The following is a 19259-nucleotide window of genomic DNA, read 5'->3' as shown; positions in this document are numbered from 1 at the left end:
CCGGCATGTGAACAGTGGACACCGAGGGGGTGGGGAACGTGGCATTCGAGCTACCGAAGGCGAAAGGGCCGGCGCACGATCTGGCTATCCAGATCGGCGCGTTGGTCGGCTTCTCGCTCGAGACGCTCGTCGCGGCGTTCCGTGTTGTCGTCCAGCGGAAATTGTCTCTGGGGGAGACGATCGCGCAGGCTCTGTTCATCGCGAGGGTATGCAGCGGGCCTTCACTGCTGCTCATGTTGCCGATCGGCGTGCTCATCGCCGTGTCGGTGGGGTCCCTCGCCGGGCAGCTCGGCGCCGGCGCCTATTCCGGCGCGATCGTGTCGTTCGTCGTGGTAGGGCAGGCCGCAGCACTGGTGGTCGCGCTGATGCTCGCCGGGGTCGGTGGTTCGGCGATATGCGCCGACCTCGGTTCGCGCACCATCCGTGAAGAGATCGACGCGATGGAGGTCTTGGGCCTCAACGTGATCGAGCGCCTCGTCGTGCCGCGCCTCATCGCGGCAGTGCTCGTGTCGATGATCCTCTGTGCGCTCGTCACAGTCGTCGGTATCGGCGCCTGCTATCTGTACGAGATCTATCTCAACGACGGGTCCGGTGGAGCATTCCTCCGCACTCTCTCGGAGTACGGACGGCTGTCCGACTTCGCTATGGCGATGGTCAAATCGGCCTGCTTCGGGGTCACGTCGGCGCTTATCGCGTCGTTCAAGGGGCTTCATGCCAAGGGTGGTCCGAGCGGTGTCGCCGATGCGGTCAACGAAGGCGTGGTTCTCGCCTTCATCATGGTGTTCGTCGTGAATACTGTTCTGTCCCAGATGTACACGGTGATGGTTCCGGCGGTGGGTACGTACTGATGATCTCGCACTCCACCGCTACCCGGGCGCGCTCGGCAGCAGGACGACCGGTCACCACCGTCGTCGACGGATGCGTCGAAGTCGGCCGCCATGTCGTCTTCGCTTTCCGCGCGATAGCCGGTATCCCCACGGCACTGCACCGGTATTTCTCGCACGTCCTACGCCACATCGGGGAAGTCAGCTTCGGCTACGCGTCGCTGCTGGCCGGAGGCGGAACGATCGGCATCGTGCTCGCGATGTCCGCTGTCGCCGCCATGATGGTGGGTGTCGAAACCCAACGAGGTCTCGAACTCATCGGCATGACGTCGCTGTCGGGGATGCTCTCCGCGATCGCCAACACCCGCGAACTCGCTCCGGTCGTCGCATCGATCGCGTTGGCCGCCAAGGTCGGCACCGGTTTCACCGCGCAGCTCGGCGCGATGCGGATCTCCGACGAGATCGACGCACTCGACGCAATGGCCGTGAGATCGGTTCCGTTCCTTGCGAGTACCCGCCTCATCGCCGCCGCGGTGTGTGTCATCCCGATCTACATGGTGGGTCTGCTGGGTTCCTATGTCGCGACCCGGCTCGTCGTCGTGAACTTCCAAGGAAATTCCGCGGGTACCTACGACTACTACTTCCATCTCGCGTTGTCGCCGTCCGACCTGTGGTACTCACTCACCAAGGCCGTGGTGTTCGCGATCATTGTCGCGATCGTCCACTGCTCGTACGGGTTCTATGCGTCCGGCGGTCCCGAGGGTGTCGGCCGCGCCGCCGGGCGTGCATTGCGCACGAGCATCCTCGCGATCGGGATCACCGATGTGGTCCTCACGTTCGCGTTGTGGGGTCTGGTTCCGACGATCCCGGGGGTCGGGCTGTCGTGACGACCACTGCCACCGTCGAACGAGCGAGAACCGAGAGCAGGGCCGGGATGCGACGCAAGAACCGGACCGAGGGGCCGAGCAGGGGCGTCCTCGCCGCCATCGGTGCGGTCGCATCCGTCGTCCTGCTCGTGATCGGAGGACTGCTCGTGGCTTCGGGCGCGGGTTCGCTCTCGCGTGATCCGCAGGTCACGGCGACGGTGCCGGCCGAAGCGGGCTTGATCCAGGGTGCCGCGGGTGTGCAGTACCAAGGCGTACACGTCGGTTCCGTCGTCGGTATCGATGCGGGGGTCACCAGCTCTCGCCTGACGATGCAGCTGGGCAAGGACAAGATCGCCGAGATCCCCGCGTCCGTCATGGTGCGGATCGTGCCGCGCACTCTGTTCGGCGACGTGTTCATCGAACTCGTCCCGCCGGAGAATCCGGCGATCGGCCCGCGGCTCTCGGGTGGCGACGAGGTCACCGTCGATACGTCGGACGAGGCCGTGCAGCTCGCCAACCTCTACTATCGTGCCGCCGACCTGCTCGAACAGCTGCGTCCCGAACAGCTGGCCACCGCACTCGACGCCGTGAGCCAGGCGCTGGAAGGTCGCGGAGAATCCCTGGGCGCGACGATCGACAGGATGGCCGCGCTCACCGCGGACCTGGGTCCGCTCGTCGACGCCGGTATCGCAGCGGCGCCGCAGATGGCTGCCGTGGCCGAATCGATGTCCGCCGCCACCGATGATGTCATCACGGTCATGCAGAACGCCTCGGAACTGTCGCGGATCGCCCTCGCGAACGAAGACGGGATCGCCCGGCTGCTCTCCGGCGGCGCCGCACTAGGAGCACAGGGAGCCGACGTGCTCTCCGCGAACACCGGCAACATGATCGCGGTCGTGCGCAACGGAGCACCGGTCGTCGGGGCCTTCGCCGGAAACACGGAGGGGCTCGACGAGACATTGAAGTACCTGGGAATCTTCGGTGAAGCGGGCGCGCGAGTGTTCTCGACCGGACGGTTCAACATCACTGCTATCGCGGATTTCGCCGACCCGATGCCCTATACCAGCGCGGATTGTCCGCGATACCCCGGCATGGAGGGATCGAACTGCGGTGATCCGGTCCAGACCTCGGCGACAGGTCGCGGGCAGGTCGTGTCGGCCGCCGCGGAGAGCGAACCACTCGGATTTCTCGAGCAGATCTCGGCCGGCGTCGACCCCGCTGATCCTGCAGCGCTACTGCGTGATCCGTCCACCGCCGCCTCGGTCCTTCTCGGACCGCTCGTCCGAGGGACGGCGGTGAGCATTCCGTGAAATCGAATATCGGACCGGGGATCCAGCTCGCCGGGTTCTGCATGGTGGGAGTGCTTGCGGCGGTCATCGTCGGCAACACCCTGGAACGTCCCATCATCGGATCCACCAGCGACTACGCGGCGGAGTTCACCAACGTCGAAGGCCTCACCCCCGGCAGCGACGTCACACTCGCCGGCGTGCGTGTCGGCCAGGTATCGGAAGTGAGATTCGAACAGCAGGAGGACGGAACATCCCGTGCTGCAGTCGAATTCGAGATCGAATCCGGTCATGAACTCACCACCGACGTCCTCGCCGACATCAACTACGGCGACATGATCGGTGTCCGGTACGTCGCCCTGAGCCTGCCCGGTGACACATCCGGACAGATCCTCGCGCCCGGCTCGACGATCCCGATCGAACAGACCACCCCTCCCGTCGACCTCACCGCCCTGCTCAACGGGTTCAAGCCGCTCTTCGAAGCGATCGATCCGGCACAGATGAACTCACTCGCGGCTTCGGTCGTCGACGCGTTCCAAGGGCAGGGCGCGACCCTCGAGTCCCTGCTCTTGCACGTGGCATCCGTCAGCACCGACATTGTCGAGCAAGAGCAGGTGTTCAACGATGTCATCGTGAACCTCGAACAACTGGTGACGGTGATCGACCGTCGCAGTGATGAAGTCTCGCAACTCATCTCCGGTATGAACGTGGTGGGTCAGGCGCTCGCGGGCGATACCGATCAGCTCGCCGCCCTCATCGATCGCGGTTCTTCGGCGGTGCGGTCCACCGCGGTGCTGATGTCCGGTGCGATGGCACCGCTCGACACCACCGTCACCGACCTGCGGGCAATGACCGATGCCTGGATTCCGCAGACCGACGAGTTCAACCGATCGATGGCGCTACTCCCGGAACTCGGCCACAAGATCAACCGGATCGGCGACTACGGCGGCTGGCTCAACCTCTACATGTGCAACTTCACGATCGAATCGAACGACTTCGAAACGAACATCTTCGGATCCGAGTACTCGGAGGTGTGCCGATGAGTATCGGACGCACACTTCGCGACACGTTCGCCGCGATCTTCTCGGGCAGGCACGACCGCAATGCGAATCCGATAGTGCTGGGAGTCGCCGGTATGACCCTGGTGGCGATCCTCATGCTGGTCGCGTTGGCGGCGCCGACGGTGACGTACTGGCTCCGCACGGATTCGTACACCGCAGAACTGGCCAATGCGGCCGGACTGAAGCCGAACGACCCCGTCTACGTGGCCGGAGTCCCCGCCGGGCGGGTCGAATCGATGGAACTGTCCGGCGATCGCGTGATCGTCGACTTCCGAGTCGACCGGTCGCAGAACCTCGGCGACCGCACCACAGCCGAGGTGAAGCTCAAGACCGTGCTCGGCAAGTTGTACCTCTCGGTGAGTCCCGCTGGAGCCGGTGAACTCGATGACGGGTTGATTCCGTTGGCACGCACCGGTGTTCCGTACAGCCTCGACGAACTCGCCACCGATGCCGAGCACGTGGCCGACGGACTCGATGTCGAAGGGCTCGAGGCGATGATGCAGACCCTCGCCGACACGATGCCCGCAGATTCGGGGCAGATCTCCTCCGCACTCGCCGGGGTGGAGGCGACCTCGCAGATGCTGGTTCGCAACGACGCACGGATCACGTCCCTGCTGCAGGCCTCGAAATCACTCACGTCGATCGTCACAGAGCAGAGCGAAGACGTTGCGGCGCTCGTGGAGAACTCGACCGCGGTGGTGAGCATCCTTTCCGCCAGGAAAGAAGCGCTCTTCCAGCTGGTCGAGGATCTTCGCGCACTCACGGAGTCGGCCGCGACGTTCCTGACCGACAACTCCGACGACCTGAACACGCTCCTCGTGAACATGCGTTCGGTGACCGACACGCTTGCGGCGAACGCCGACAACATCGACCGAATCCTTCTCGAATTCCCGTCGGCTCTGCGCGCAGCCACCAACGCCGCAGGTAACGGGACGTGGGTCGATGTCCATGCACCTGCCGGGCCTATTCCCGACAATTTCCTGTGCTCCATCGGAGTGATGGAGGGCTGCAAGTGAATCCGGTTGTGAAGACGTGGTTGATCCGAGGTGCTGCCATCGTTGCGGTGCTGGCGTTGTGTGCCGCGGGCGTGTGGTATGTCGTGGGCCCCGACCGGACCCGAACCGTCACCGCGCAGTTCGCCACTGTGAGCGGGATCTATCCCGGTAGTCATGTCGCGGTACTGGGCCTTCCCGTCGGCACCGTCGAAGAGGTCCGTCCCGCCGGGACGTACGTCGAGGTGAAGATGACCGTACCGTCCGATATCGCTCTGCCCGAGGATGTCTCGGCGTTCGTGATGAATCCGTCCGTGATCAGCGACAGGTTCGTCGAACTCGCGCCCGCCTACCGCGACGGAGCCCAATTCGCCGCCGGAGATGTGATTCCCGTCGACCGCAGCCATTCTCCGATCAACTGGGACGAGATGCTCGAGAGCATCGATACTCTCGCCGCCGCGATGGGTCCCGAGGGCGGCGACCTCGGTCGCACACTGGAAGTGTCCGCCGATGCGACGGAGGGGCTCGGTGAGCAGATGAACCAGGCGATCGTCGCGCTCAGCCAGGCGACGTCGGTGGTCGGCGCCAAGTCCGAGGACATCGGCGAACTCATCGACGACCTCGGGGCTGCGGTGCGCGCCGTGAACTCTCGTGAGGGATCGCTTTCCGCACTCGTCGACGGCGTGGCGGAACTCGGTGAGGAGCTGCAGCGGCAGAACATCGACGTCTCGGCACCGATCACGCAGTTGACCACTATCCTGGATCAGCTCGACACGCTCCTAGCCGAGCGCGGTGGCGACGCCCGAGAGATCATGGCGAACGCCCGTACCCTCACCGATACCTTCGCCGCGAACGAGGTCGGATTCGCGGAACTGTTCGACGTCCTGCCGCTCGCCATGCAGAACATCGACCAGGCGATCGGAGAGAACGGGCGCGGCCGGATCCGGTTGAACATCTCTACGCAGATCAGCCAGTTCCCGCGCGCGCAGGAGTTGTGTGCCCGCGAACCGCTGCCGCTGTGCACCGGTGCAGGTTTCACGAACCCGATCACCGTGCCGTTCGACCTGTCCGATCCCTACGAGGACCTCGTGCCCGAGTCCCTGGATCGCGCGCTGGGCGAGGGAGGTCCGCGATGATGCGGAGTAGGGCCTCGGCCGTAGCCCTCGTTGCGACGGTCGGGCTGCTGACGTCCGGTTGCGGCCTGAGCTTCCAGAGTCTGCCCATGGGCAGGACCGGTCCCGGTTCCACCTACACCGTGACCGCGATCTTCGGCAGCGCAGACCGCGTCGACCTCGGTGCCGAGGTCCGCGCCGGACAGGCCATCGTGGGCCGCGTGTACTCGATGTCGACCGACGGTCGACAGGCCTTCGTCCAACTCAGCATGACCGAATCCGTGGATCTACCGGCGAACGTCGGCGCGTCCGTGCGACTACCGTCGGCCCTGGGCAGCCCGTACATCCAGATGGACATGCCGGACGAGGCGTCGAAGGAACTTCTCGCCGATGGAGACACCATCACCCGGACCGAGCTCGGCCCCGACATCGAGAGCACCTTCGCGATGCTCGGCAACGTCGTGAACGGCAGTGGACTGGACCAGCTCCGCACTATCACCACCGAACTCGATGCTGCCTTCGGCGACCGAGGGGAGTCGATCCGCACGATGCTCACCGAGCTCGACTCCACGATGGCTCTGGCCGACGAGAACACCGAGTACTTCGACCGGACACTCGCGGCCGTCGATTCGGTGACCGCGCGACTCGCACAGCAACAGGAACTGATCGACAACGGGATCGCCGACAGTGCTGCCCTGATCGGACTCCTCGCTGCGCAACAACAGGATCTTCGCACGTTGGTGTCGAGTACGGCGACCGCCGTGTCGTCGATGGACACCGTGATGGCCGACCAAGCCACGATCGGTGTCGCGGTCGACGACCTCGCAGAGATCACTGCCGGAATCCGCGACTTCAACACCACAGTGGGGTCGGTGCTCGTCAACGTCAACGACTTCATCACCGGCTTCAACTCGGCGGTGCGCGGCGACTACCTGCTGTTCGACGGCGCCTTCGACATTCCTGCCGCGATCGACCTGCTCGTCACCGGCGGTATGCCGCCCGGCGCCGAGACCGACGCATCGTCGCCGCCGACCGACATCGCGTCGACCTTGACCGACCTGCTGCAGGGGGGAGCCCGATGAGCCGCCCCGTTCTCATCCAGCTGGTGGCGTTCGTGCTGGTCGGAATCTTCGCGACCGTGTTCGGTGTCCGGTACGTGCTCGGCCCGCAGAGCTTCGGCGGTGCCGTCGAACTGACGGCGGATCTGGCCGACGCACGCAGCATCGGACCGGGGACCTCGGTCACCTATCGCGGTGTCGCGGTGGGGACGGTCGAGTCGGTCACGATCAACCCGGGCGGCGTCGGGTCCACAGCGGAACTCTCGCTCGACCCCGGAACGCAGATCCCGGTCGGTAGCGTCGGCAGGGTCGCCACTGCAACAGCCATCGGCATCCTCGCTCTCGACATAGAGCCCGAGACCGCGGACGGGCCGTACCTCCAGAGCGGCGACACCCTCGAGGTGCCGGAGGAGATGCAGGGTATGCGCCTCGATGAGTTGCTCGTGCACATGACCGAGCTCATCGAGAGCGTCGACGCCGATTCGATCGTGTCGTTGGGCGACACCTGGGGTACCGCGCTCCGCGACACCGGACCCGAACTGCAGGCACTGCTCGAGAACGCCGACGCCCTGTCGACGATGGTCGCCGAACGTGCACCGACCATCGCGACGCTGCTCGACGAAGGGCTGGGCCTGATCGATTCTCTCGCACGGAATTCGGAAGGATTCCCGGGCTCGATGCGTGCGTTCCGCGATGTGTCGGACCAGCTCGTCGGGAGCAGGGATTCGCTGGTGTACCTGCTCGACCGATCGCCGGATGCTCTTGCGCGCACCGAAGAGCTGTTCGCCGGTACGAAGGACAACTTCGGCGTGCTCATGACGAACCTCGTCACAGTGGGAGAGGTGGCCGCTCCGCGCACACCGGCAGTGACGGCGCTCCTCGATGCGATGCCCGCGACGCTCGCCGACCTCTCCGGCATCGTCAAAGGCGACCGGGCCGACTTCTCCCTGGTAGGGACGCAGGGACCGGTCTGTGTCTACGACACCCAGCGGATGATGATCGGTGACGAAAGCCTGCGCGAGCCCAATCGGTCCCTGTACTGCCCACCCGGCGAAGACCTGTCCCAGCGCGGCGCCCGTGTTGCGCCGAGGCCCGATGATCTGGGCCTGCAGGGGCAGACCACTCCGGGGGCCGTGGTGGGTCCCGACATGGCCGACGATCCGCTCCTGATCCCGACCGGGGTCGAGGTACTGAACTACTGGCAGAAACTCCTGGAAGGACTCGGGAATTGGTAACGCCTCTCCTGCCCGAGGGCAGGAGATTCCCAGCTCAGACCGCACCCGAACCACCCCCCGAAGGAGACGGACCCCAGTGACCTACGTCGTCGACACCGGTGTGGCCACGCTCCGCCACAGCCAGAATCACTCTGGCAGCGTTCCGATCCCGACACCCCGAAAACCCACAGGTATCGCACCGGAAAACTCGTTCTCCGAGTCCGAGGGGTTGCTTGGCTCTCGCGAAACACCCCGAACACGTCATCGTCGTATACGCGGGCCGCACCAACACCACCTTCCGGCCGGCCCGCCTACCGCGTTCGACAAGTTCCCGCTTCATGGTCGCGACCGCCGCATCCGCAGCCTTGCGCGCCATGTTCGATTTCGCCAGGAACTTGGGTTTGAAATCCTCCACCGCCAACAACTGATGCTCGTCGACAACCCGCTTGGCCCAGGCTCGTCCGTCGTGCCGGTTCTGCCGGGCCGCTTTCTTGTGCACCTTCGCCGCCTGTTTTCGGGCCCGCTGGTAGCCCTTCGACGGCGCCTGCCCCTTCCCACGCCGGCGTCGCGCCATCCGTTTCTGGGATTTCGCCAACTCCGCAGAGCACCGTTTCCGATATTCGGCATGCGGCAGATCGAACTGCTCATCGGTGGCCGTCGCGGTCTGCGTGACACCCCAGTCGATCCCCACACGACTGTCCTCCTCAACGGCAGGGATCAGCTGTCTCTCGCGGGTCACCACAAACGACGCCCACCAATGGCCGAGCGAATCACGCGTGATGCGCACACTCGACGGCTCCGACGGCAACTCCCGCGACCACACCACCGGCATACTCACACCCTTGGGCAACACCAGCTGCCCGTCGCGGATCCGGAAACCCCGTTGGGTGTATTCCAGCGACGGCAAGGTTTTCTTCCGCGCCTTGTATCGGGGGCGACCGCGGCCTTTGACGGTGAACGAGGCATCGAGTGCCTGCGTGAACGTGCGGAGCATCTGCTGCTGCGCGACCTGGGAGCCGTCCCGCAGCCACGCCGAGTGTGTCCGGGCTTCGGTCAACAGCTTTCCGAGTTTCGCGAAGTTCGGCTTCCGGCCGGTCTTCTGTTGGTGGACGGCTTCGTTCCACAGGAATCGGCAGCGGTGCCATTCTTGCATCAGGGCGCGTTCCGCGATAGCGCCCGGCCGCAGCCGGTAGTTGTAGCGCACCACCTCGGTCCCCATACCCGGCACCGTATCCGGACCCACCGACAAGGTTTCTCGACCCGACACGGTTGCATTGAGCAACCCTTCTACAGGAAGGAGGACGGCGCTTCCTCTCCCTCGTGAACGAGGGAGTATCTGCGCCGAACACCAGATGACCGACGAGAACCCGGCCGTCGCATCGGCGACTACCGAGACCGGCGAATCGGATCACGGGCCCACAAACCGCTCTGGAAAGGGACGGGTCGTGTCCGTCGCGGTGATCGTGCTGCTGGCCGTCGTCGCGGGCTTCTTCGGATTCCGGTGGTGGCAGGCAGCGCAGACCGAGTCGTTGCGTACCGAGGCGGTCGATGCCGCTCGTGAGTACGCGACGACCCTGGGCACCTACGACTACCAGTCGTTCGACGATTCACTCGAGGCGGTAGCTGCGGCTTCCACCGAGGAGTTCGCGGCGAAGTACTCGGGGGTCGCCGGCGACCTGCGTGGACTCGTCGAGAACGGGCAGGGTTCGTCGGTCGCGACGGTCTCGCATGCCGGACTCGAGACGCTCGACGGCGACACCGCCACGGTGCTGGTGTTCCTCGACCAGGACGTTACGAACGTCGTCGTCCCCGAGGGACGAACCGACGCAACGAGGTTCCTCATCACCTTGAAGCGCATCGACGATACGTGGATGCTCGACGGCGCCGACGCGAAGTAGCGACCCCGAACCGGAAAGAGGAGCACCCAAGACCCTGTTGCATCGTATGAGAATCCGACTATCTTGAATCGGCAGGATGATTTTCCCGATTCAGAATCCGGGTCGGATTCTCAGGTGCGACGAGGTAGGCGATGCGCTTCATCTTCCATTACCCCGAGATCAGCGGCTCCGACGGCGATGTTCTCGATCCGGGTCCACTGCGCGATGTTGCCGTCGCGGCCGAGCGGGCCGGGTTCGATGCCCTCTCTTTCAGTGAACATCCGGCGCCGGGTGCGAAGTGGCTCGACCGCGGCGGGCACCAGACGCTCGATTCGTTCGTAGCCCTCGGATACGTGGCCGCCGCGACCGAACGACTCAGGCTGCTCACCTATCTCGCAGTGGTGCCCTACCGCAATCCGTTCCTGCTCGCGAAGGGTGCTGCCACACTCGACAAGCTGTCCGGCGGACGGTTCACCCTCGGCATCGGAACCGGCTACCAGAAGCGTGAATTCCACGCACTCGGCGTCGACTTCGACGAGCGCAATGCTCTCTTCGACGAGGCTCTCGACGTGCTCCCTCTGCACTGGAGCGGCGAACCCTTCTCATATCAGGGGCGGCATTTCAGTGCGCAGGACATCATCGCCCGCCCTCGCCCCGTCCAGGATCCGATCCCGATCTGGATCGGAGGCAACTCCGCACTGACCAGACGACGCGTTGCCCAACGCGCTCAGGGCTGGATGCCGATGTCCGGCGGCGCGACCCTGAGCACCACGGCGCGCACGGCAGCACTCGGCCCGGTCGAGCAGCTCGGCGGCGATATCGCCGCGCTTCGCGCGCAGGCGGTCACGGCAGGCCGCACCGACCACATAGACGTCGTCTACTCGTACAGCCAGGAAATCATGTTGTCGTCCGTCGAGGCCGACCGTCATCACGACGTGCTCGACCAGCTCGAGAAGGCGGGCGTCGACTGGGTGCTGGTGTCGTGTCCCATAGAAGGGCTCTCGGCCACCACAGATTTCCTCGAGTCCTTCGGCGCCACCTACATCGGAAGCAGATGAGCGACATGAGCTGGTTCGAACAGCGCGCGGGGCTCGACGGGACGGTCGCAGTGGTCACCGGCGGTGCCGGAGGTCTCGGTGCCGCCATCGTGGCGGACCTTGCCGCCAACGGGGTGCGTCCCGCTGTCATCGACCTCGACGACGCCGCGGTGAAAGAACTACGCGATGTCCTCGACAAGCAGGGCGTCGACTACATCGTCACGCAGGGCGACGCCCGCGATCCCGACGCGCTGACCGCGCTGTTCGAGCAGGTCGACGAGCGTTGGGGTCGCGTCGACACCCTCGTCAACATCGTCGGTGGCACGTTCCGGGCGCAGTTCGTCGACACCGGCGCGAAGGGGTGGGATGCGATTCTGCGGACCAACCTCTCGCACGTGCTCCATGCGTGTTCACTCGCGGTGCCGCGGATGCAGGCCGGTGGTCGCGGCGGGAGCATCATCAATCTCACGACGATCGAAGCACACCGTGCCGCACCGGGTTTTGCTGTCTACTCGGCCGCGAAGGCAGCTGTCGAGCAGTTCGCACGAACTCTCTCGATCGAGGTAGCCCCCGACGGAATCCGGGTGAACAATGTTGCACCCGACTATGTTCCGACACCCAACCTGGCCAAACTCGCCTCGCTCGGTGGCGGCGACTCGTCCATGTCCACTCCGGAAGGGGTTCGCATCGCGATCCCGATGGGTCGGGCCGGCCACGTCACCGATGTGTCGAACAGCGTGGTGTTTCTGGCGTCGAAGCTGTCGTCGTTCATCACCGGCACGACGCTGCACCCGGACGGCGGGACCTTCGCCTCGTCGGGATGGTTCAACTGGCCCGATTCTGGGTGGGCGAACCATGTTCCTTCCCGAATCCTGGCAAACGCAACCTCGGCCGACTCGCCCGAGGCGTAGCCGAAACGCAGGATCAGGCGGTGGCCTTCATGGCGACCCACGCGCCGTAGCCGCCGATCAGATCGATCACGTCCTGGAATCCTTTCGCGCGCAACAGTGATGCAGCGACGCTCGACCGCCATCCGCCGGCGCAGTGCACGACGATCGGCTTCCCTGTCGGTACCTGATCGAGCCTTGTCCGGAGTTGCGCGAGCGGAACCGTGACGGATCCGGCGATGGCTCCGGCGGCACGTTCGCCGGGGTTGCGAATGTCGAGCAGCGTGATGCTGTCGGCCGCGAGAAGTTCCAGCAGTTCGTCGACGTCGATGCGACGAGCGGTACGGACCAGGTCGGTGAGTTCGGTCGGGAACCGTCCGTCGTGGTCGACGCCGAGATAACCGATCACATTGTCCTGACCTATCCGTGCGAGCCGGAGTGCGGCCATCTGCTCTTCGCCGGGGTAGGTGATCAGCACGATCGGCTCGCCCACTTCGGCCACCATCCCGCTCGTCTCGGCGAAGCGCCCGTCGAACCCCACGTTCACGGAGCCGCGTAGATGGCCGGCGGCGAAGTCGTCGACGCCGCGAGCATCGAGAATCAGTGTGCCGGAGTCCGATTCCTTCCGAACCGCCGCGGGGGAGAGTTCCGGGACGGTGCGCGTGGAACTCAGCAGTGGATGGACGTGCTTGTTCATGTCGGCATCGGTCGAGAAGTAGCCGGGTGCGGCGGGCTGACCTTCGGTGATCAGGGCGACGAATTCGTCTTCGGCCATCGGCTGCACCGATGGGTTCGTGAGGCGTTGGCGGCCTATCGTCGAGGTGAGTTCCGATGAGAGGTTCTTCCCGCACGACGATCCGGCTCCGTGCGCGGGCATCACCGTGGTCTCGTCGGGGAGCTTCAACAGGGTGTCGTGGATCGTGCGGTACATGGCATGGGCGAGATCCGCTGTCGAACCGTCTCCGAGGTTTGCCAGGTCGGGGCGGCCGACGTCGCCGATGAACATCGAATCGCCGGTGAGGACCGCGGTGGGTTCGGTATCCGGGTGCTCACGCACCAGGATGCTGATCGATTCCCACGTGTGACCGGGTGTCGACAGAATCTCCAGGTCGACTGCTCCGAGGGATATGTGCTCGCCGTGTGCGAGGCGGCGGATCGGGTATTCGGTTTCGGCTGCTTCGCCGAATCCGATCCAGGCCCCGGTCGCCTCGACGAGTTCGAGGTGTCCGGATACGAAGTCGGCGTGGAAATGGGTGTTGACGACGCCCTCGATGCTCAGGCCGAGGCGGTCGGCGTCGGTGAGGTATTCGCCGATGTCGCGGCGAGGATCCACCACGATTGCGCGGCCGGTGGTGTCGTCTCCGATCAGGTACGACGCATGCGAGAGGCATTGGAGGTAGTACTGCTCGAGGATCATCGGGGTTCCTCCCCGTCGAGGGGTCGTGTCGACGACCGGTCGTACCGAGAATGTGCGGTGGAAGTCCGCGTCCGTTGTGCATCACGCGCTGCGTGATGCGCCAGAGGTTCGACACCAGAATACTGCCCTTGACGCACGAGGTGTGATGTAGCTAACATCAGAGGTGCGAATCGAGCAGACGTCCGAGGACGACAGAGGCTCGTGAAGCAGAGATCCGGCCCGGAGATCGCGTAAAGCGAATCGACGGGCCGAACCCCTGTTCAGGGGCAGTTGCGGAGGAATTTCGTGGGGCAACGCATAGGTACAGTCGCGCGCGGCGACCTCATATTCGACGTGCGCGATCAAGGCCCGATCGACGGTGAACCGGTCGTCTTTCTGCACGGATTCCCGCAGGATGCAGGATCGTGGGACGGTGTCGCGGCGAATCTGCATGAGGCCGGGTACCGCACGATCGCACCCGACCAACGCGGTTACTCTCCGCGGGCACGTCCGCAGCGTCGCCGCGACTACCGACTCTCCCACCTCGCCGCCGACGTCGATGCCCTCATTGCGAAGATCGGGACGGGTCCCGTACACCTCGTCGGGCACGACTGGGGTGCGGCCGCCGCCTGGGCGGTAGCCGCGCAGCATCCGCACGCGGTGCGCACCCTGACCGCGGTGTCCGTGCCGCACCCCGCCGCCTTTCTACGGTCGATGATCACCAGCACGCAACTGTTCCGGTCCTGGTACATGCTGGCGTTCCAGTTGCCGTGGATCCCGGAGAAGCTGTTGACCGTTCCGGCGGTGAGCAATGCGGTCTTGCGGAGGACCGGGCAACTGCCGGCCGCCGCCGCGCGCGATGCGGAGCGCATGGGCGATCGTCTCGCGGTCCGCGGCGCGCTGAACTGGTATCGCGCGCTGCCGCTGACGGATCCCCGCTCGAGTCTCGGTCGTGTCGAGGTGTCCACTCTCATGGTGTGGAGCGACGCCGACGTCGCGATCGGTCGTGCCGCAGTCGACGCCAACCCTCGGTACGTCGCGGCGCCCTACCGACTCGCAACACTCGCCGGGGTCGGTCACTGGATCCCCGACGAGGCCCCCGACGAACTGGCCGACCTGATTCTCTCCCACGTCGCGCAGGGCTGAACTCTACGTTCGCGGGTTGAACCCTTTACGCGCGCAGTCGTTCCCGTCGGAGCTGTTCGACCTCCGGAAGGTCGAGCGGCGGCAGCGATTCGACTCCCAGGGCGAGAGCGAGCAGGTGGTCGGCGAACTCCGGGTTGCGTGCCAGCACGGGGCCGTGCAGATATGTTCCGTAGACCGAACCCTGCACGGCGCCTTCGCGTCCGTCGCCGACGCCGTTGCCCACGCCGCGGGTCACCTTCCCGAGGGGGTGTGCATCGGCGCCGAGTGTCGTACCTCCCCGGTGGTTTTCGAAACCGGAGACCGGTTGGGTGAGACCCGCGATGCTCGGGGCGATGAGGATCTCGCCGATCGCCCGGGTCTTCTGCGGCGATGTCGTCGCGTCGAGGATGCCTACACCGTCGACCCGTTCGCCGGACGAGGTCTCGTACCAGTGCCCGAGGACCTGAATGGCCGCGCAGATTGCCAGGACGGGTGCACCGCGTTCCGCCGCCTGTTGCAGTCCCTGATAGCGCTGAAGATGGCGTGTCGCGAGGCGCTGCGCCGCGTCTTCGGCGCCGCCGAGCGTGTAGAGGTCGAGCGAGTCCGGAACCGGATCGTTCAGTCCGAGCTCGATGATCTCCGCGTCGTGGCCGCGCATCCGGAGGCGCTGGCGCAACACCAGTGCGTTGCCGCCGTCGCCGTAGGTGCCCATGACGTCGGGCAGGACGAGTCCGATCCGCACAGTCGACTCAGACATTCGTAGCCCCCTTCGCGATTGCGGTGTTCAGGTCCCGGAACGCCGTGTAGTTGGCGAGAACCTCGACACGCCCGGGAGGGCATGAGGCGATGGCGCGCAGCGGATCCGCGACGAGCGTGTGCTCGACCCCGGCGTATGTCAGCCGCACGGCCAGGTCGGTGCCGCGCTCACCTGCGGCGACCACCTGGACACCTTCGAAGTGCTCGAAGCGCACGTCCCACAGCCACGACAGGTCCTCGCCGTCCGGTACCTGACCGTTGACTGCGATGACCAGGCCGTCGACGGTCGGATCGATCATCGACAGCGCTTCCTGCCAGCCGGCCGGGTTCTTCGCCAGCAGCATGTGCACCGAATGCGGCCCGACCTGCACGGTCTTGTAGCGTCCCGCGACCTCTTCGACCACGGACGTTGCTGCTGCAGCCTTGGCCGGATCGGCACCGAGTGCGACGGCGGCTGCCACGGCCTGTGCCGCATTGCCGCGGTTCGCGCGACCCGGCAAGGTCAATTTCAGAGGTAGGACGAGTCCGTCGGGCCCGTAGAGATTGTCGTCGTCGACCCACCAGTCGGGTGTGGGGCGGGCGAAGTCCGATCCCGTGCTGTACCAGTGGTCGCCGTCGCGCACGATGGGTTCTCCGGTGCGGGGGCAGCTGACGGAGTCGCCGGACCACCCGGCACCGGCCGCGACCCACACGACGTTCGGGCTGTCGAAAGCCGCAGAGGTCACGAGCACGTCGTCGCAGTTGGCGATGATCGTCGCGCCGATGTGGCCCTGAAGCCCCGCGCGAAGTTTGCGCTCGATCATGTTGATCTCGCCGACTCGGTCGAGCTGGTCTCGGGTGAGGTTGAGCAGCACGATCGCTTCGGGTTCGAGCGCGTCGGCGACATGTGGGGTGTGCAGTTCGTCGACCTCGATCGCGGCGAGTCGCGCGGTGCGGTTCGCGGCGAGAGTCGAGACGATGCCGGCGTCCATGTTCGCACCGTCGGGCTGGGTCACGACAGCGTCGAGGGTCTCGAGCGCCGCCGCGGTCATCCGCGTAGTGGTGGATTTGCCGTTGGTGCCCGTGACGAGCACGGTGCGGCGGCCGCGGCCGAGCTGTGTCATCAGGCCGGGATCGATTCTGAGGGCGATGAGCCCGCCGATCATCGAGCCGTTACCGCGTCCGGCCTTGCGTGATGCCCACGCAGCGGCTTTCGCCGCGCGCAGCGCGAGCCTGCCGCGGGTGGTGATTCCAGTGCTAGTTCCCACCCGGGCGAGTTTTCCATAGCCGCGTTCGGGTCGCGGAGCCGCAGTGGTGTCCGCACGGTCACACAGCGAACAGGTGGTCGGAATCGCTCACAGAGCGGTCGCGGGCGGGTGCAGGGCGGCGACCGGCGTGCTCCCCTGGAGGCACACAGGGTATCGACGGGGAACGCGACCGGTGGAGGTGAGTTCCGTGCTCGAGAGCGAAACGACGGGAATCAGCGCGGGTGCCTACGTGATCGTCGGCGACACCACGGTGGCGCGCCGCGTGTGTGCGTCGCTGCGTGCCCAGGACATCGTGGTCCGGCACGAGCCCGAACCCGACGACGAACAGCTTCACGACGTGCTCACCGGTGAGCCGATCGCGGGCATCGCGATCCTGTTGCAGGACGATGTCGTGGCGCTGCGGTACGCGCTGGCTGCGGGACACCTGCATCCGGAGGTGCCGATGGTCGCGACGATCTTCGACCGCACGATCGGCGATCAGCTCGCGCGCTTCCTGCCGCAGTGCGATGTGACCTCGCCGGCGGATCTGGCCGCGGCGTCGCTGGCCGGTCCGTGCGTGGCGCCGGATCTGCTGGCGGTGACCTCGACCGGGCGTGGTCCACGCGGGGTCCGCAAGGTCGGGGACGTGCTCGACGAGGTTCCGATCACGGTGCTGCAGGTTTCGTGGTGGAAGCGCAGCCTGGGTCAGTTGACGGCCGCGGTGAGGGGACACGAGACCGGGACGCGGATTCTGATCGTCGGGCTGTTCGGTCTGGCCGTCGTGATGCTGGGGGACTGGGCGTGGTTGACGTTCGGCGAGGGCCACGGTGCCGTCGACGCCTTCCACGAGGCGGTGCGGGTGGTCACGACGGTCGGTCCGGCGGCAGATCCGCACGGGAACGAGATGTACGGACTGATCGCGTCGTCGGCGATGCTCGCGACGATCGTGTTCACCGCGATGTTCACCGCCGGTGTCGTCGACCGGCTCCTCGGACCCCGGTTGACGGCCCTGTGGGGGCGGCGGTCGCTGCCGCGGTCGGGGCACGTGATCGTCGTCGGGCTCGGACAGGTCGGTCTGCGGTTGTGCCGGGAACTGTGTGAGCTGGGCATCCCGGTGGTCGGCGTGGAACGCGATACCGGCGCACAGCACCTGGGGGAGGCGCGGGAAATGGGTATCCCGGTGGTGCTGGGCAACGGCGGCGACCGCGGCCTTCTCGAGAGGATCGGGGTGCAGCGTGCTCTTGCGCTGGCAGCGGTCGGATCCGACGACCGCGACAACATCGCGGTATCGCTGGCGGTGCAGGGCACCGCGCCGGGTCTACGGCTGGTGCTGCGCGCGGGTGAGCGGGAGCTTCTCGCCGAGACCGGGTCGCTGCTTCCGCTCGGAGTCATCCGCGACGTGACGAGCCTGAGCGCGACCTATGTGCTGGCGCGGCTGCTCGGCCGCGACCCGTCGGGTGTCGTCGCGGGGGAAGCGCACGTGCACGTGCGACGACCGGGCGGGTGGTACGAGGAGTTGCCGATCGCGTCACCCGGGCGGTGCCGGCACGTGGAGCGCCGCCTCGCGCCGGCACGTGTTTTCGGCCCCGGGAGTAGCCCGAACGACGCGCCGACGCCCTAGTGGCCGGGCGGTACCTGCTGCCCGACGCCCGGCCGACTGCGCCACCAGCGCTCCGGCGATGACCACGCCGCCACCGATGATGGTCAGCAGTGTCGGTACTTCGCCGAGTACGAGCCACGCGACCGTGAATCCGACGATCGGCACCATCAGCGACAGCGGAGCCACAGTGCTCGCCGGGTAGCGGCCGAGGAGTCCGACGTAGATACCGGTGCCGACGATGGTGCCCGCGATGGCGGTGTAGGCGAGACCTGCGAGTGCGATGCGTCCCTGGTCGGTGGAGAAAGCTGACCCGAGTGCCGCCCAGCCGGTGGTGGGACCCTCGACGATCCACGACACCGCGAACAGTGGGGCGGTGGCGATCACGCACATCCACGACATCAGTTTCATCGGTTCGGTGGACTTCGCCTTTCGTGTCGCGATGTTTGCGATCGCCCACGAGAGGCCGGCGAGCAGCCCGAGCAGAAGGGGTACGAGTCCGACGCTGCTGCCACCCTGCGCCACTGCGACGAGCAGCATTCCGGCGATGGCGACGAGGAGTCCGATGATCTGGGTGCGCCCGAGTCGTTCCCCGAGCAGCACCGCGCCGAGTACGACGGTCATCGGTGCGGAGGATTGCAGGACCAACGACGCAAGACCGGTCGCGAGCCCCGCGTGCATCGCCCAGAACAGGAAACCGAACTGCGCGAATCCGAAGGCGAGGCCGTAGAGCAGAAGCCAGCGTAGTTCCACCTTGGGTCGCGGGACGAACAACACGACGGGGGTGGCGATGACGAGAAACCGCAGACCCGCGAAGAAGATCGGCGGGAAGTGATCGATACCGACCCGGATGGCAAGGAAATTGCATCCCCACAGAAGGACGACGGTCAGGGCGAGGAGTCGGGCGCGGGTGGTCACCACAATATTGTTCGCTATGGCAACAAT

General features: G+C 65.9%; 18 protein-coding genes. 13 read left to right on the top strand and 5 right to left on the bottom strand.

Annotation, left to right across the window (positions count from 1 at the left end; translation table 11 throughout):
* The first annotated feature begins 38 nt into the window (after positions 1–38).
* From ACZ46K_RS02490 to ACZ46K_RS02455, 8 genes are read left to right on the top strand one after another with little or no spacing between them, the layout of a single operon-like run.
* On the top strand, positions 39–848 hold the full coding sequence (locus tag ACZ46K_RS02490; protein WP_054806720.1) for an ABC transporter permease: 810 nt from the start codon (positions 39–41) through the stop codon (positions 846–848).
* Positions 848–1711, top strand: coding sequence for an MlaE family ABC transporter permease (locus ACZ46K_RS02485; RefSeq protein ID WP_054806718.1), 864 nt, complete (start codon positions 848–850; stop codon positions 1709–1711). The genes ACZ46K_RS02490 and ACZ46K_RS02485 overlap by 1 nt, the downstream gene beginning before the upstream one ends.
* Positions 1708–3000, top strand: coding sequence for an MCE family protein (locus ACZ46K_RS02480; protein ID WP_464746507.1), 1293 nt, complete (start codon positions 1708–1710; stop codon positions 2998–3000). Before ACZ46K_RS02485 ends, ACZ46K_RS02480 begins: the two co-directional genes overlap by 4 nt.
* Positions 2997–4019, top strand: a complete 1023-nt coding sequence (locus ACZ46K_RS02475; RefSeq protein ID WP_464746505.1) for an MCE family protein — start codon at positions 2997–2999, stop codon at positions 4017–4019. Before ACZ46K_RS02480 ends, ACZ46K_RS02475 begins: the two co-directional genes overlap by 4 nt.
* Positions 4016–5053, top strand: coding sequence for an MCE family protein (locus ACZ46K_RS02470; RefSeq protein WP_464746503.1), 1038 nt, complete (start codon positions 4016–4018; stop codon positions 5051–5053). The genes ACZ46K_RS02475 and ACZ46K_RS02470 overlap by 4 nt, the downstream gene beginning before the upstream one ends.
* A complete protein-coding gene (locus ACZ46K_RS02465; RefSeq protein ID WP_054809592.1) occupies positions 5050–6165 on the top strand; it encodes an MCE family protein in 1116 nt (371 codons plus the stop codon). The genes ACZ46K_RS02470 and ACZ46K_RS02465 overlap by 4 nt, the downstream gene beginning before the upstream one ends.
* Entirely contained in the window at positions 6162–7223 is a 1062-nt protein-coding gene (locus tag ACZ46K_RS02460; RefSeq protein ID WP_054806717.1) for an MlaD family protein, read from the top strand. The genes ACZ46K_RS02465 and ACZ46K_RS02460 overlap by 4 nt, the downstream gene beginning before the upstream one ends.
* Positions 7220–8434, top strand: coding sequence for an MlaD family protein (locus ACZ46K_RS02455; protein ID WP_054806716.1), 1215 nt, complete (start codon positions 7220–7222; stop codon positions 8432–8434). The genes ACZ46K_RS02460 and ACZ46K_RS02455 overlap by 4 nt, the downstream gene beginning before the upstream one ends.
* 34 nt (positions 8435–8468) lie before the next feature.
* Here the strand turns inward: ACZ46K_RS02455 and ACZ46K_RS02450 are convergent, their stop codons facing one another.
* The gene (locus tag ACZ46K_RS02450; protein ID WP_464746500.1) at positions 8469–9632 is read right to left on the bottom strand and encodes an RNA-guided endonuclease InsQ/TnpB family protein; all 1164 of its coding nucleotides are present in this window, start codon (positions 9630–9632) and stop codon (positions 8469–8471) included.
* A gap of 226 nt (positions 9633–9858) precedes the next feature.
* Between ACZ46K_RS02450 and ACZ46K_RS02445 the strand changes: the two genes are divergently transcribed.
* The 3 genes from ACZ46K_RS02445 to ACZ46K_RS02435 all read left to right on the top strand — a co-directional run bounded on the left by ACZ46K_RS02445 (position 9859) and on the right by ACZ46K_RS02435 (position 12238).
* Positions 9859–10311 (top strand): hypothetical protein, encoded by a 453-nt coding sequence (locus tag ACZ46K_RS02445; protein ID WP_464746498.1) that lies wholly within the window; start codon positions 9859–9861, stop codon positions 10309–10311.
* Positions 10312–10442: 131 nt separating this feature from the next.
* On the top strand, positions 10443–11348 hold the full coding sequence (locus tag ACZ46K_RS02440) for an LLM class F420-dependent oxidoreductase (protein WP_464746496.1): 906 nt from the start codon (positions 10443–10445) through the stop codon (positions 11346–11348).
* A gap of 5 nt (positions 11349–11353) precedes the next feature.
* Positions 11354–12238, top strand: a complete 885-nt coding sequence (locus tag ACZ46K_RS02435; RefSeq protein WP_054807713.1) for an SDR family oxidoreductase — start codon at positions 11354–11356, stop codon at positions 12236–12238.
* A gap of 13 nt (positions 12239–12251) precedes the next feature.
* Here ACZ46K_RS02435 and ACZ46K_RS02430 read toward each other — a convergent pair whose 3' ends face one another.
* Positions 12252–13631 (bottom strand): rhodanese-like domain-containing protein, encoded by a 1380-nt coding sequence (locus tag ACZ46K_RS02430; protein ID WP_464746494.1) that lies wholly within the window; start codon positions 13629–13631, stop codon positions 12252–12254.
* Between the two features lie 285 nt (positions 13632–13916).
* On the opposite strand from ACZ46K_RS02430, the gene ACZ46K_RS02425 reads away from it, so the two are divergent.
* Positions 13917–14756: an alpha/beta fold hydrolase gene (locus ACZ46K_RS02425; RefSeq protein WP_464746492.1), complete on the top strand. Its 840-nt coding sequence runs from the start codon at positions 13917–13919 to the stop codon at positions 14754–14756.
* A gap of 25 nt (positions 14757–14781) precedes the next feature.
* Here ACZ46K_RS02425 and ACZ46K_RS02420 read toward each other — a convergent pair whose 3' ends face one another.
* Together ACZ46K_RS02420 and ACZ46K_RS02415 are read right to left on the bottom strand one after the other, a co-directional pair.
* On the bottom strand, positions 14782–15492 hold the full coding sequence (locus ACZ46K_RS02420) for a type 1 glutamine amidotransferase (protein ID WP_054807817.1): 711 nt from the start codon (positions 15490–15492) through the stop codon (positions 14782–14784).
* Positions 15485–16738 (bottom strand): Mur ligase family protein, encoded by a 1254-nt coding sequence (locus tag ACZ46K_RS02415; protein ID WP_054807818.1) that lies wholly within the window; start codon positions 16736–16738, stop codon positions 15485–15487. The genes ACZ46K_RS02420 and ACZ46K_RS02415 overlap by 8 nt, the downstream gene beginning before the upstream one ends.
* Before the next feature lie 187 nt (positions 16739–16925).
* Between ACZ46K_RS02415 and ACZ46K_RS02410 the strand changes: the two genes are divergently transcribed.
* Positions 16926–18338, top strand: a complete 1413-nt coding sequence (locus ACZ46K_RS02410) for a potassium channel family protein (RefSeq protein WP_464746489.1) — start codon at positions 16926–16928, stop codon at positions 18336–18338.
* On the opposite strand, the gene ACZ46K_RS02405 is transcribed toward ACZ46K_RS02410, so the two are convergent.
* A complete protein-coding gene (locus tag ACZ46K_RS02405; protein WP_464746487.1) occupies positions 18246–19232 on the bottom strand; it encodes an EamA family transporter in 987 nt (328 codons plus the stop codon). The two genes, ACZ46K_RS02410 and ACZ46K_RS02405, sit on opposite strands and share 93 nt — an antisense overlap.
* Positions 19233–19259 lie beyond the last annotated feature (27 nt).

This window comes from Rhodococcus sp. JCM 9793 (genome assembly GCF_055380405.1).
This window is presented reverse-complemented; position numbering and strand designations above follow the sequence as displayed.

Bases quoted from the DNA above. Each gene is read 5' to 3' on its own strand.
- ACZ46K_RS02485 (WP_054806718.1), top strand. From the start codon at position 848: ATGATCTCGCACTCCACCGCTACCCGGGCGCGCTCGGCAGCAGGACGA.
- ACZ46K_RS02470 (WP_464746503.1), top strand. From the start codon at position 4,016: ATGAGTATCGGACGCACACTTCGCGACACGTTCGCCGCGATCTTCTCG.
- ACZ46K_RS02460 (WP_054806717.1), top strand. From the start codon at position 6,162: ATGATGCGGAGTAGGGCCTCGGCCGTAGCCCTCGTTGCGACGGTCGGG.
- ACZ46K_RS02455 (WP_054806716.1), top strand. From the start codon at position 7,220: ATGAGCCGCCCCGTTCTCATCCAGCTGGTGGCGTTCGTGCTGGTCGGA.
- ACZ46K_RS02450 (WP_464746500.1), bottom strand. From the start codon at position 9,632: ATGGGGACCGAGGTGGTGCGCTACAACTACCGGCTGCGGCCGGGCGCT.
- ACZ46K_RS02440 (WP_464746496.1), top strand. From the start codon at position 10,443: ATGCGCTTCATCTTCCATTACCCCGAGATCAGCGGCTCCGACGGCGAT.
- ACZ46K_RS02435 (WP_054807713.1), top strand. From the start codon at position 11,354: ATGAGCTGGTTCGAACAGCGCGCGGGGCTCGACGGGACGGTCGCAGTG.
- ACZ46K_RS02430 (WP_464746494.1), bottom strand. From the start codon at position 13,631: ATGATCCTCGAGCAGTACTACCTCCAATGCCTCTCGCATGCGTCGTAC.
- ACZ46K_RS02420 (WP_054807817.1), bottom strand. From the start codon at position 15,492: ATGTCTGAGTCGACTGTGCGGATCGGACTCGTCCTGCCCGACGTCATG.